At 73.8% G+C, this 12,658-nt stretch carries 12 protein-coding genes and 3 tRNA genes; 9 read left to right on the top strand and 6 right to left on the bottom strand.

The features are described from left to right. Positions 1-124: 124 nt before the first annotated feature. Positions 125-1,162: a rod shape-determining protein gene (locus ACFV20_RS14755; RefSeq protein ID WP_385656248.1), complete on the top strand. Its 1,038-nt coding sequence runs from the start codon at positions 125-127 to the stop codon at positions 1,160-1,162. Between the two features lie 15 nt (positions 1,163-1,177). Here ACFV20_RS14755 and ACFV20_RS14760 read toward each other — a convergent pair whose 3' ends face one another. Both ACFV20_RS14760 and ACFV20_RS14765 read right to left on the bottom strand, forming a co-directional pair. Next, on the bottom strand, positions 1,178-2,131 hold the full coding sequence (locus ACFV20_RS14760) for an anti-sigma factor RsbA family regulatory protein (RefSeq protein ID WP_385656249.1): 954 nt from the start codon (positions 2,129-2,131) through the stop codon (positions 1,178-1,180). Then, a complete protein-coding gene (locus ACFV20_RS14765; RefSeq protein WP_385656250.1) occupies positions 2,128-2,472 on the bottom strand; it encodes an STAS domain-containing protein in 345 nt (114 codons plus the stop codon). Before ACFV20_RS14765 ends, ACFV20_RS14760 begins: the two co-directional genes overlap by 4 nt. A gap of 188 nt (positions 2,473-2,660) precedes the next feature. Here ACFV20_RS14765 and ACFV20_RS14770 point away from each other — a divergent pair, with 188 nt between their 5' ends. The 6 genes from ACFV20_RS14770 (at position 2,661) to ACFV20_RS14795 (ending at position 8,067) form a co-directional block, all read left to right on the top strand. Then, positions 2,661-3,359, top strand: coding sequence for an ANTAR domain-containing protein (locus ACFV20_RS14770; RefSeq protein ID WP_385656252.1), 699 nt, complete (start codon positions 2,661-2,663; stop codon positions 3,357-3,359). Positions 3,360-3,517: 158 nt separating this feature from the next. After that, positions 3,518-3,679: a hypothetical protein gene (locus ACFV20_RS14775; RefSeq protein WP_385656253.1), complete on the top strand. Its 162-nt coding sequence runs from the start codon at positions 3,518-3,520 to the stop codon at positions 3,677-3,679. 175 nt (positions 3,680-3,854) lie between these two features. Continuing rightward, complete coding sequence (locus tag ACFV20_RS14780; protein WP_385656255.1) at positions 3,855-4,097, top strand: DUF6411 family protein; 243 nt, start codon at positions 3,855-3,857, stop codon at positions 4,095-4,097. A 69-nt stretch (positions 4,098-4,166) separates the two neighbouring features. Further along, positions 4,167-5,132 (top strand): YihY/virulence factor BrkB family protein, encoded by a 966-nt coding sequence (locus ACFV20_RS14785; RefSeq protein WP_385656257.1) that lies wholly within the window; start codon positions 4,167-4,169, stop codon positions 5,130-5,132. 67 nt (positions 5,133-5,199) lie between these two features. After that, positions 5,200-7,125: a polyprenyl diphosphate synthase gene (uppS, locus tag ACFV20_RS14790; RefSeq protein WP_385656259.1), complete on the top strand. Its 1,926-nt coding sequence runs from the start codon at positions 5,200-5,202 to the stop codon at positions 7,123-7,125. Positions 7,126-7,293: 168 nt separating this feature from the next. Beyond that, a complete protein-coding gene (locus ACFV20_RS14795) occupies positions 7,294-8,067 on the top strand; it encodes a sulfite exporter TauE/SafE family protein (protein ID WP_385656261.1) in 774 nt (257 codons plus the stop codon). Between the two features lie 20 nt (positions 8,068-8,087). On the opposite strand, the gene ACFV20_RS14800 is transcribed toward ACFV20_RS14795, so the two are convergent. From ACFV20_RS14800 to ACFV20_RS14815, 4 genes are all read right to left on the bottom strand, one after another. Next, positions 8,088-9,866, bottom strand: a complete 1,779-nt coding sequence (locus tag ACFV20_RS14800) for a cation:proton antiporter (RefSeq protein WP_385656460.1) — start codon at positions 9,864-9,866, stop codon at positions 8,088-8,090. Between the two features lie 291 nt (positions 9,867-10,157). Further along, positions 10,158-10,231 (bottom strand) — tRNA-Ile (locus tag ACFV20_RS14805). A gap of 190 nt (positions 10,232-10,421) precedes the next feature. Next, positions 10,422-10,494: transfer RNA gene (locus tag ACFV20_RS14810), tRNA-Asn, on the bottom strand. 5 nt (positions 10,495-10,499) lie between these two features. Beyond that, positions 10,500-10,572 (bottom strand) — tRNA-Asn (locus ACFV20_RS14815). Positions 10,573-10,731: 159 nt separating this feature from the next. On the opposite strand from ACFV20_RS14815, the gene ACFV20_RS14820 reads away from it, so the two are divergent. Together ACFV20_RS14820 and ACFV20_RS14825 are read left to right on the top strand one after the other, a co-directional pair. Next, on the top strand, positions 10,732-11,037 hold the full coding sequence (locus ACFV20_RS14820; RefSeq protein WP_033306263.1) for a YtxH domain-containing protein: 306 nt from the start codon (positions 10,732-10,734) through the stop codon (positions 11,035-11,037). A gap of 147 nt (positions 11,038-11,184) precedes the next feature. Beyond that, entirely contained in the window at positions 11,185-12,633 is a 1,449-nt protein-coding gene (locus ACFV20_RS14825; protein ID WP_385656263.1) for an FGGY-family carbohydrate kinase, read from the top strand. Positions 12,634-12,658 lie beyond the last annotated feature (25 nt).

Genomic DNA, 12,658 nt, shown 5'->3' on the forward strand with positions numbered 1-12,658 from the left:
TCGAAAGGCGGCCCGGCCCCCTCCCGCGCACGATGCGAAGGAGGCCCGCCACCCGGCGGACCCACGTCTGCGAGGCCCGCCACCTGGCGGCCCCCCACGGTCTGTGCTCTCGGGAGGACCTGCCATGACCGCCAGTCTGGAGCAGCTGCGCCGCTGCCACTTCGCCGTCGACCTGGGAGCGGCCCGCACCCGCGTCTACGTGAAGGGCGCCGGGCTCGTCGTCGACCAGCCGTCCGCCGCCGCCGTGAACACCCGTACCGGAGCGCTGATCGCCGTCGGCGAGCTCGCGGAGAAGATGACGGGCCGTACCCCGCACTACATCCGGGTGGTCCGGCCGGTCTCCGGCGGCACCGTCGTCGACATCGAGATGGCGCAGCGCATGCTGCGCCATCTGCTCGGTGACAAGATGCGCCGCGCGCTGCGCCGCAAGCCGATCCTGCGGGCCGCGGCCTGCACCCCGCACGACGCCGACCCGCTCGCCCAGCGTGCCGCGATCGAGACGCTCGTGGGGCTGGGGGCGCGCCGGGTGGAACTGGTCGACACGCTCATCGCCGCGGCCGTCGGCTGCGGGCTTCCCGTGGAGCAGCCCGAAGCCACGATGATCATGGTGTGCGGGGCGGCGGCCACGCAGGTGGCGGTGCTGTCCCTGGGCTCGATCGTGACCGCCGAGCGGATCCCGGTGGGCGGCGAGGCCGTCGACCACGCGATCGTGCAGCACCTGCGGCACGAGCACGAGCTGATGCTGCCGAGCCAGTCGGTACGGCCGTTGCAGCTGGCCCTGTCCGGCAACGGCCTCACCGCGCAGGGCCCGGCCTCCACGGAGATCCACGGCCGGGACGTCGCCACCGGCCTCGCCCGCTCCGTCCAGGTCGACACCGCGGCCGTGCGGAACGCCATCCAGACGCCGCTCACCGCGATCCTCGACGGCATCGGCAAGGTGCTGCGGGACTGCCCGCCCGACCTGGTCGCCGACCTCGCCGACCGGGGGATCATGATGGTCGGCGGCAGTGCGCTGCTGCCGGGGCTGGACCAGATGCTGCGGCAGGCCACGGGCATGCCGGTGCACATCGCCGAGCGTCCGGACGTGTGCGCGGTGCAGGGGCTCGGCGCGATGCTGGAGGGCAGGATCGCTCCGCTGGCGCTGGACCCGCTGGGCACCTGAGCGCCCCTCACCGCGTCAGCGGGCGAACCAGCAGCGGACGGTCGTACCGTCGTCGCCCCGGTGCACCCGCACCAGGTCCGCGATCAGGTTGACCAGCAGGATGCCGCGTCCGCCGCGCTGGTCGCGGGGCACCGGCCGGCGCCCGGCCAGGACGTCCCCGAAGTGCCCGTCGTCGCGGACCTCGCACACCACGTACCCGTCCTCGGACCACACCCGCAGCACGCCCGAACCGCCGCCGTGCACCACGCTGTTGGTGGTGAGCTCGGCCGTGGCGAGGGCCAGGTCGTCGAGTTTCACACCGGCCAGGCCCAGCCGGGCGCTCTCCCCGACGGCCACGTGCCGGGCGTGCGAGAGGGAGTCGGCCTCGAAGGCGAACGTCAGCGCCTGCGGCACCGGCGGCAGCACCTGGTTGTAGCGCAGCACCACGTCCTCGGGGTCGTACGCCGTGCTGTCCTGCTCCGCCCGGGTGCCGGGGTGGATGACGGAAGGATGGGTGGCGTGGGCGTCGGCGACCACGTGCTCGGGCAGCCGCGCGACGTCGTACGGGCACATGATCGTCGCGGCGCGTCCCCGGAAGGCGGCGTTGATGAGCGCCTCGTGCTGGGCGCAGGCCGGGTACTCGGCGGCGGAGCGGCCGGCCCAGACCGGCTCGCCGATGATCCGCACCCGGCGTCCGGCGGGCTGGGCGTCGGCGAAGGCCAGCAGCACGCCGGGGATGATCCGCCCCGGGTTGCGTCCGGCCTCGCGCATGTCCACCAGGCGCACGGACGCGGCGGCGTCCCCCAGCGCGTCCCTGATCAGGTCGAGGTTCTTGCCGGGCACCGCGACGGCGACCGGGTCGCCGGCCTCCAGGCCGTCGCGCACGAAGGGCAGGGTGCCGTCGAGGTACTCCTGCTCGTCCCGGTAGAGGAGTGCGGGGTGGGCGAAGGCGTCCAGGGGGCCGAAGGCCTCGGTGACGGCGGCGGTCATGACGTCGACACCTCGATTCCGCTCTGGCCGGGCCACAGCAGGTCCAGCGTGCGCCGCAGGGCGGGCGGCGGCCGGCGCACCACGAACCGCCGGCCGTCCCGGAGCCGCCCGGCGGCGGCCGCGAGGGCACCGGCGCCCGCGACGTCGACGAACGTCACGTCGGACAGCTCCAGGCAATACACGTCGTCACCTTCACGGACAGCCTCTTCCAGGACACCTTCCCAGATCGCACGCGTCGTCAGACCGACCTCCCCGGACGCCCGGACGCCCTGCTGCCCGGCCAGCGGAGACACCGCCAGGCCCGGCACGGGGCCGGTCTCCGAGAGTTGCTGCCGCGTCATCAAGGCCCTCTCCCCACGTTTCGGACCACTGCGCTCGTACCCGTACGGCGAGAGCTCATTCCCCCGAAGCGGGTGTAGTAAGCCGTACGGCGGGCAGGCGCACGAGCACACCGACGTCCACGGGGGTGAGAGACGTCGTGCAGTCCGGCGAGACGCACACGACCGATGAGGACAGACAAGGCGGTGACATGACCTCAGCGGCATCACCACATCTCACAGGAGGGCTGGACACCCTGGTCATCCCCGGCCGCGTGGACGCGGACCGCGCCGAGCTCACCCCGCGGGGTGAGCTCGTCCACGGTTGCGCGGACGTCCTGGCGAGAACCCTGGCCGGCCTGCCGGCCACCGTCACCCGGGTGGACCTGGACATGGCGGGTGTGCACTTCATGGACACGGCGGGCCTGCAGTTCCTGGACGTGCTGGCCGATCACGGCCGCCGGCGGGCGCTGACGGTGACGGCGACGAACTGGAACGGCCAGCCGCGCCGGATCCTGGAGCTGGCCGGCCTGGACACGACCGACCCGCTGAGCGGCCTGGACGCCACCGGCCCGGCCCCCGCCGCGCCACCGGCCGCGCCCACCGTCTCGGCGGTCGCCCTGGAACGCGCGGAGCGCCTGCACGTCCTCCAGGAGGAGGTCGAGCAGCTGCGGCAGGCCATCGCCTCCCGCCCGGTCATCGACCAGGCGCGGGGCATCCTCATGGCCACCCACGGCTGCACGTCCGACGAGGCGTGGCACATCCTGCGGGAGACGTCGCAGCTGTCGAACACCAAGCTGCGGGACGTCGCGGCGGCGGTGACGGCGAGCGCGGAGGCGGGCGGCCCACCGCCACCGGCCGAGCTGCGCACGGCACTGAGCCGGGCGGTGGCGCGGCGCCGCCGGGGCTGAGGGGCCGGGAGCGCCGGGGGCGGATGGCCGGGAGCCGGGAGCCGGGAGCGCCGGGGGCGGTGGCCGGGAGCCGGGGGCCCGGGGGAACACGTGCGGGGCCGGTGCGCCTCGCCCCACCGGGGTACCCGGCAGCCGACCGCCGCCACCGGAGGTGCACCATGAGCGACCACACCCCGTCCCAGGCCGAGGGCGACCGCGACGACGAGCCGGAACCGACCCCGCGTCCCACCCCCTCCCAGGCGGAGGGCGACCGCGACGACACGACCGCTCCGGAGGAGGGCGACCCGCCGGAGGACTCCGGCCAGGAGCAGGACACGTAGGGAACAGAAGCAGGACGCGTAAGGAAGCAGCCCGCCGACGGAGCAGCCCGCCCCGCCCGACGGAGCGATGCCCGTATCCGAAACGGCTCGGATCTCGGAGAAGGCCACAAGGAGGCCACATGGAGGCGAGCCGGCGGGGCACCCGTATCTCCCCGACCAGTCAAGGGAGTTACTCGTGATCATCGCCGTCGTCATCGCCGGGTGCGTGCTGCTGGCCGTGCTCGCCTTCCTCGTCCCCCGCCTCTCGCGCCACCCCGAACGCGGCACACAGCGTTCGCTCGGCGCGGGCGCCCGGGCCGGCAGCAAGGCACCCGGTGTCCTGGGCAGGCTCTTCGCCAAGCCCTTCCACTCGAGTTCCCGCGCGGTGAGCCGCAGCGGCTCGGCCGGCCGCCGCACCCGCGGACGTATGCCCTTCTGACCCACCGCGCGGCCGCCCGCCCGGCATGCTGGACCGGTACGCAGGGCAGGCAGAAGGAGACCTTTCTCGATGGGCACCGCAGTGCACGTCCCGCAGACGCGGGACATGATCGGGGAGGAACTCTCCGGGGACGAGGCGTTCACCGCGCTGCGGCGCTACGGAGGCCGCCGGCTGCTCGTCGACGCGTTCACCCGCTTCCGCTACGCCGACGGCTTCAGCAACTCCCGCTCCCTCGCCTTCCAGGTGGTCCTGGGCATGGTGCCGTTCACCATCGCCCTGGTCGGCGTTGCCACCACCGTGCACACGGAGAGCGTGGGGCGGATCATCGAACGCACCCTCGGCCGTATCGTGCCCGGCGCCAGCACGCGTCTGGTCGAGGACGCCCTGCACGGCACCGAGCGCAGCGCCGGCTCCGGGGCCTGGGGCGCCGTCGCCATGTGGCTGGGTCTGGTGTTCGCCCTGCTCAACCTGGCCTCGGCGATGGCCCAGGTCGAACGCGGCGCCAACCGCATCTACGGCATCGAACGCGACCGGCCGTTCATCGCCAAGTACGGCCGGTCCCTGGTGCTGGCCCTCGCGGCGGGCATGCCGATGGTTCTCGGATTCCTCGTGCTCGTGGCCGGTCACGCCGTCGGGGCCGCGGTGGTGGAGACCCTCGGCTGGTCCCATGCCTGGCTCGACTGGTGGGAGGCCCTGGACGTGCCGCTGGGTGTGCTGCTCGCGTGGTTCGCCTCCGCGGTGATCTTCCGCTGGGCGCCCCGCCGGGACCAACCGGGCTACACATGGCTCGCGTTCGGCTCCGCGGTCCACCTGGTGCTGTGGATCACGGCCACCTGGCTGCTGGCGCTCTACGTCGCCGAGAGCGGCTCGTTCGGCGCCGTCTACGGGCCGTTGACGGCGTTCGTCGCCCTGCTGCTGTGGGCCAACCTGACGGGTGTGGCGCTGTTCCTCGGCATCGCCTTCGCCGCCCAGCTGGAGGCGGCCCGGGCCGGCATCACCGAGGCCGTGCGGCCGGACCCGGGACCGGGCCCGTGACGCACGCCACTGACGCGCGCCCCGCCCCTGTGATCACCGCGCCGAACCAGGACGTATCGTCCTCGGTGTGAGCGATGTGCCCCCCGCGACCACGGCCCCCGCGGACCGAGAGGCGGCCTCCGCGTCCCCGGAGCGCGCCGGAGCCCCGGAACGAACCGAGCCCCGGGAGCCGGCCGGACCTCCGGTGACCGGCGACGACGACCCGGCCCTGCGGGCGGCCTACCGACTGTGCCGGCGCCGGACGAAGGAGCAGGACCCGGCGGAGTACGCGCTGATCCAGCTGGTGCCCGCGGCCCTGCGGCCGGCCCTGCACGCGCTGTGGGCGGCCGCCAACGCCCTCGACGACCTCGGCGACGACCGCACCGCGCCCGCCGCCGAGCGGGCCGCCCGGGTCGGGGCCTGGATCACCGCCCTGCACCGCGAACTGCCCACCGGAGCAAGTCCGGACCCCGTCCGGCACGCCCTGGTGGACACCGCGCACCGCTGGCGCCTGGACCTGTCCGAGCTGCGGGACGCCATGGCCCAGGTCCGGGACGACACCCGGGGCCGGGACTTCGCCGACTGGGCGCAGTGGCGCGCCTGGGGCCGGGACAACCTGCTGCCCTGGTTCGGCCAGGTCCGCACGGTCTTCGACCGGGCCGGCGTCCCCGTGGCACTGCGCCTGGACACCCGGGAGGCCTACGAGGAGTTCCTCGACGGCGTCCGGCTCACCGACATCCTCACCGACCTGTCCGCGGACCTCGCGCAGGGTGATCTGCTCCTGCCCGCCGAGGCCCTCGACCGGCACCCCGGTGCGGCTGCCGACCTCGCGCGGCGCCGCTGGAGCCCCGCCGTCGCCGCGCTGATCACGTACCTGACCGGTCTGGCCCGCCAGTGGGTGTCCCAGGAGGGCCTCACCCGCGGCATGCACCCCGGCCCCGCCACCGTCCTGGAGACGATGGCCGCCCTGCTGCGCGCCCAGCTCGACGCCGTCGACGCGGCCGGCCCGGACCTGCTGCGCTCCCCGCCCCGGCCCGCGCTGCACACCCGGGCCCGCGTCCTCGCCCCCGCCCGGGCCCGTGCGGCCCTGGCCTGGAGTCTGACCCCGCTGACGGTGCCGCCGAGGCGACGCCCCGCCGCGCACCGGCCGCCGGCACCCGCCGGGCCGGCACCCACCGGTACCTTCCGGCGGCCGCCGCCCCACCCGAGCGGCGCGCGTCCCCCGGAGATCGCGCCCGGTCTGCTGCCCGCCCACGTCGCCGTGATCATGGACGGCAACGGCCGCTGGGCCCAGCAGCGCGGCCTGCCCCGGCACGCGGGCCACCGCGCCGGTGCCACGGCCGTGCGCGAGGTGGTCCACGGCGCCCTGGACATCGGCCTGCGCCATCTGACGCTGTACACGTTCTCCACCGAGAACTGGCACCGCGATCCGGAGGAGGTCGACGCGATCCTCGACCTGCTGCGCGGTGAACTCGCCGAGAACCCCTTCCGCGACCTCGACGTCCGGCTGCGCTGGCACGGCCGCGCCGGCCGTCTGCCCCCGGACCTCGTCGACCTGCTCCACCTGCGGGAGCGCACCACCCGCGCCCGCACCGGCCTGACACTGACGATGTGCATCGACTACGGCGGCCGGGACGAACTCACCCGCACCGCCGCCGCCCTGGCGGCCCGGGCCCGGGCCGGCCGTGTGGAGCCCGGCCTGATCGACGAGGACGACTTCGCCCGGCACCTGCCCCACCCGGACATGCCCGACGTGGACCTGCTGTGGCGCACCGGCGGCGAACAGCGGATCTCCAACTTCCTGCCCTGGCACTCGGCCTACGCCGAACTGCACTTCACCCCCGGGCTCTGGCCGGACGCCGACCGCCGCGACCTCTGGCAGGCGGTCACCGCCTACACCCGGCGCCGACGCCACCTCGGCGCGACTCCGGCACAGCCGGGCGAGCCCGCCGGGGCCGACGGGCCGTCAGGGGCCCCCTGGGTGACGGCGCCTGCCGCGGGCCCGGGTGACTGAACGCGGCACACAGCCGCGACGGGACTGCGGGGCTGTGTGTCCCTGCCCGACGGCGCCCACATACTGGGCCCGCGGGCCGGGCCGTCGCCCCGCTGGTGCATGATCGGTGCGAGCCCCTCGACCGCCGTCGGGGCAGCGGGGAGGCGATACACCGAGCCCTGTGAGGAGATGGCGTTGTCCATCTGGGAAGCACTGGCGGTCTTCGCGGCCGGCACGGCAGCCGGCACGATCAACACCATCGTGGGCTCCGGCACCCTGATCACCTTCCCGGTGCTGCTCGCCATCGGGCTGCCGCCGGTCACCGCCAACGTCTCCAACGCCCTCGGTCTCGTCCCCGGTTCCATCAGCGGCGCCATCGGCTATCGCGCCGAACTGCGCGGGCAGGGCCGCCGGGCGCTCGTCCTCGGCCTGACCGCTCTCGTCGGCGGGCTCGGCGGCGCCGTCCTGCTGCTCGCACTGCCCTCCGAGGCCTTCGACACGTTCGTCCCGGTGCTGATCGCCCTCGCACTGGTCCTCGTCCTGCTCCAGCCCCGCCTCGCCGAGGTCGTACGGCGCCGCCGCGAGGACAACGGCTCCCCCGGCCGTCCGCACGGCGGGCCCGTGCTCCTGACCGGACTGCTCCTGGCGAGTGTGTACGGCGGCTACTTCGGCGCCGCCCAGGGAGTGCTGTACCTCTCCCTGATGGGCCTGTTCCTGGACGAGGATCTGCAACGCGTCAACGGCGTCAAGAACATCCTCGGCGCCGTCGTCAACGGCGTCGCCGCCTGCTTCTTCCTCTTCGTCGCCGAGTTCGACTGGACGGCCGTCCTGCTGATCGCCGTCGGCTCCGCCCTCGGCGGTCAGATCGGCGCCAAGGTCGGCAGGCGCCTGCCCCCCACGGCACTGCGCGCGGTCATCGTCGCCGTCGGCGTCGTCGCCATCGTCCAGCTCCTGCTGCGCTGAGCCACCGCGCCGGAGGCTCCTCAGTCAGGCCCGGCGGGGCCGTCCGGTACCGGTCCGAGCAGGACGGCGACGTCACCGGGCCGCGGTGCGGGTGCTCCGTCGTCGCCGACGGGTGCGAGCCGGCCGCCCGGGCGTACCAGGAGCAGCAGGTCGTACCCCTGCGGGACGGGTCCGTCGAAGGGCCGCGCGACGATGCGGGCCCCCTGCCGGTGGCGCTGGAAGACGGTGAGGCGGGTGAGTTCCCCGGCGAGCAGGGTGTCACCACCGCCGTAGGGGGCGACGACGCCGTACTCCCGGCTGCGCGGCCCGAGGCGGTAGACCGGGACCTTCCCGCCACGGTGCAGCACCTCCGACGCCAGGGCGTTGAAATCGTCCTCGTCCGTGAGGAGCAGTACCGACGTGATGCCTTCCAGCCGGGCGCCCCGGCCGGTGGCCGCTGCCAGCAGCTCCCCCGGCGCCAGTTCCAGGCCGGCGGCGCGGATCCGCTCCCTCTGTTCCTCGGTGCTCGCCCACATCAGCACCTCCAGACCTGCCGACCGCAGAGCGCGCCCCAGGTCGACCGCCCAGGGGTCACCACCGACCAGCAGGGGCCGGGCGCGGGTGGCGCGGGTGACGCCCAGGTGCCGGGCGACGGGTACCGCTGTCAGGCCGTAGAGCGTGACGGTGGCGGCGATCACCAGGAACGTGACCGGCAGGATCTTGCCGGCCCCGCCGGTGCCCGCCGCGACGAGACCGGCGGAGAAGGTCGACGCGTTGGCGGCGGCCACGATGCCCCGGGGCGCCATCCACGCGAGGAAGCCGCGCTCGCCTCGGGTCAGGCCCGCTCCCAGCGTCGCCAGCCAGGCGGCGAGGGGACGCGCGACCAGGACGAGGACCGCGACCAGACCGAGCGCCGGCAGCAGCACGTGCCACACGGAGGCAGGGGTGACCGTGGCGGAGATGGAGACGAACAGCAGCCCGATGATCAACCGCACCAGCGTCTCGAAGAAGGGACGCTCCTCGGGCACATCGAACCCGGGCAGATACACCACCGCGAGCCCCATGACGATCGCGGCGATGAGCCCCGAGTCGTCACGGACCATGTCGCAGGCCGCGGCCACCGCGATCACCGTGGCGAGCTGCGCCGAGGTGGCCGGCACGTCACCGAGCCGGAGCTTGGCCAGCAGCAGCCACAGCAGCGCCGTCCCCACGACGGCGCCGGCCAGACCGACCCCGACACTGGTCGCGAACTGCACCACCCGGTGCCCGAAGCCGCCGCCGGACCCGTCGTGGAGGACGGCCGCGTAGACCAGGGCGCCCAGAATGCCCCCGACGGGGTCCACGAGGGAGCCCTCCCAGGTGAGGATCCGCTGGAGACGGTCGTCGGGCCGGACGAAGGCGAGCAGCGGCCCCACGACCGTGGGACCCGAGACCACGAGGATCGCACCGAGCACGAGCGCCGCCTGCCCGGACATCCCCAGCACGGGCGCGGCGTACACCGTGGTGGCCGCCCAGGACAGGACCACCCCGGCCACGATCAGTCTGCCCACGGTGCGGCGCTGGCGTCCCCGGAGCTTGCGCAGGTCGAGTCCGAGCCCGGAGTCGTAGAGGATGACCGCCACGGCGAGCGACACCATGGGTGCGAAGGCCGCCCCGAGCAGCCGGTCGGGGTGGATGTCGTCGGTCAGCGCCCCCGCGGTGAACCCGGCCGGGAGGAGGACGATCAGCGCCGGCACCCGTAGGCGGGCCGCGAGGATCTGGGAGCCGACCGCGAGCACGAAGGTCAGCCCCACGCCGAAGAGGATCTCGTCGGTCGTCACCGCTCGCCCTGCCTCCGGCTTCTCCCCACCCTCGACGTCGACCCGGTCGCGTCTCATGCTCACCCGGTGGAAAGCCCCCCGCATCTCCGATCCGACCCGCGCCGGGCCGTCACCAGAGGGGAGAACGTACGTATAGAAGGGAGAGCGTACGTATAGAGGGGGGAAGAAACGGCACCCGGCCGTGCTGCGCGGACACCTCGGCGCTCGCGAGCGGTGATTTCCCGCCACCGGAGCCGGAGTTGACGTCCGGCATCCACGAGGAACGTTTCGGCAGGCTGAAGACCTGCGCAGTGGGGCGGGTGGGACTCGAACCCACGGCCGACGGATTATGAGTCCGCTGCTCTAACCGGCTGAGCTACCGCCCCATAGCGGCGTGTCGCGTACATGTGTGCGCGCCGTCTGCCGCAGCATAGCCGCTCATACGATCTCCTGCTTCGGCTGGGCGGCTCCGCACGGCCTACGTGACCATGAGGACTGCGCCGGGCACCGCGCGGTTCCCGGACCAGCGGATCGGGCATGAAAAAGGACCCCTGAGAGGGGTCCGTTTCCCACCTGCTCCCCCGACTGGACTCGAACCAGTAACCTGCCGGTTAACAGCCGGCTGCTCTGCCAATTGAGCTACGGAGGACCGAGCTCCCCGGACTGGACTCGAACCAGTAACCTGCCGGTTAACAGCCGGCTGCTCTGCCAATTGAGCTACCGAGGAAGGTCTCGTTTGCATCGAACGTACCTACCTGGGTATCCGCCAGGGGGCGCGCGTTCGCTGCGACACATACATTAGCGCAAGCAGGGGGGTGCTCCGCCAATCGGTACTCCCCGGCACCGACGCCGCACCGGGAACCTACGCAAGGGAAGGGTGGCCGCCATGCGTTACCGGCTCACGTTCGTCGCCGGAGTCGTCCTGGGTTACGTGCTGGGCACGAGGGCCGGACGAGAGCGCTACGAGCAGTTGAAGAAGTCAGCCCGGCAGTTCGCGCAGAACCCCGCCGTGCGCAACACCGCGGAGACGGCGGCCCACCAGGGCCGCGAGTTCGCGGGCAAGGCGTACCACGTGGTGAGCGACAAGGTCGGAGACCGTGTCCCCGAATCGGTGGCCGACCGCGTCCGCCACCTCCGCGACCGCGCCACCCACAACGGCGGCGAGGACGACTGGGGCACGACCAACACCTGATCTTCCGATGCCGAGAAGGACCGCGCCCCCGGAAGGGGCGCGGGGAACTGCGCGACCAGCCACAACGCGGCCCGCACCCGGAACCCGGCGACCCCCCTGCGGCTCCCACGGCTCAACCCGAGCGGAGCGTACGGCAGAATTTTCGCCATGGGGATAGTCGCCGGGTTGGACAGTTCACCCGATTTCACTCGTATCGTCGTCTGTGACACGGACTCCGGAGCCGTGCTCAGGCAGGGATATGCACCACATCCGGTGGAGAGCCCCGAGGGCGGCGGCCGGCCGTCCGACGTCGACCCGCAGGCCTGGCTGCTCTCCCTGGGCGAGGCCGCGGGCGGCGGGCTGCTGGAGGGTGTGCAGGCGATCGGCGTCTCGGCGCAGCAGAACGCCGTCGTGCCGCTGGACGCGCAGGGCAACACCGTGCGGCCCGCGATGGTCGGCGGCGACAAGCGGACGCAGGTCGCCGCGGCCGATCTGATCGACGCGCTCGGCGGCCGCGAGGCGTGGGCGCAGGCGGTGGGCTGTGTGCCGCAGGCCGCGCAGCCGGTGACGAAGCTGCGCTGGCTGGCCCGGACCGAACCGGAGAACGCGCAGCGCACGGCGATCCTGCTCCAGGCGCACGACTGGCTGGTGTGGCAGCTGCTGGGCCGGCCGGTCAGGAGAACCACCGACCGTGGCGGTGCGTCCGGCACCGGCTACTGGTCGGCGGCGACCGGCGGCTACCGGCCCGACCTCGTGGAGCTGGCGCTCGGGCACCAGGTGATGCTGCCGGAGGTGATCGGCCCGGCGGACGCGGCGGGCAGGACGCCGGAGGGGCTGCTGATCTCCGTGGGGACCGGCGAGACCATGGCGGCGGCGTTCGGGCTCGGTATCGGCCTCGGTGACGCGGTGGTGTCGCTGGGCGCGTCCGGGTCCGTGATGGCCGTGCACCCCGAGGCCCTGGTCGACGGGTCCGGGATGATCACCGCGCTCGCCGACGCGACCGGCATGCACCTGCCCGTCGTCACCACGCTGAACGCCGTACGCACGCTGCGCGGGGCGGCCGAGCTGCTCGGGCTGCCCGATCTGGAGAGCCTGTCCGATCTGGCGATGAAGTCGACGCCCGGGTCGCACGGGCTGGTGCTGCTGCCGTATCTGGAGGGCGAGCGGACACCGAACCTGCCGCACACGGCCGGGACCCTGGCCGGGCTCCGGCGCGAGTCGATGAAGGCGGAGCATCTGGCACGGGCCGCGTTCGAGGGGATGCTGTGCGGGCTGGCGGACGCGCTGGACGTGCTGCGCGGCCGGGGCGTGGAGGTGCGGCGGGTGTTCCTGCTGGGGCCGGCCGCCGAACTGCCCGCCGTGCAGGCCGCGGCGCCCATGCTGTTCGGGACGCAGGTCGTGGTGCCGCAGCCCGCCGACTACGCGGCGATCGGCGCCGCCCGCCAGGCGGCCTGGGCACTGGGGGCCTCGCAGGGCACGCTCGACGTGCGCAACCCGCCGGCCTGGCAGGGCGCGGTGGCTCAGGTGCTGGAGCCCGGGGAGGAGCTGGCCGTGGGGCAGGCGGTGCGGCAGCAGTTCGTGGCGGTGCGGGAGCAGACCCACCCCGGCGCCCTCTGAAGGACTTGACCGCCTGTTGGGTTAA

This window comes from Streptomyces sp. NPDC059696 (genome assembly GCF_042733745.1).
Lineage (GTDB): Bacteria > Actinomycetota > Actinomycetes > Streptomycetales > Streptomycetaceae > Streptomyces.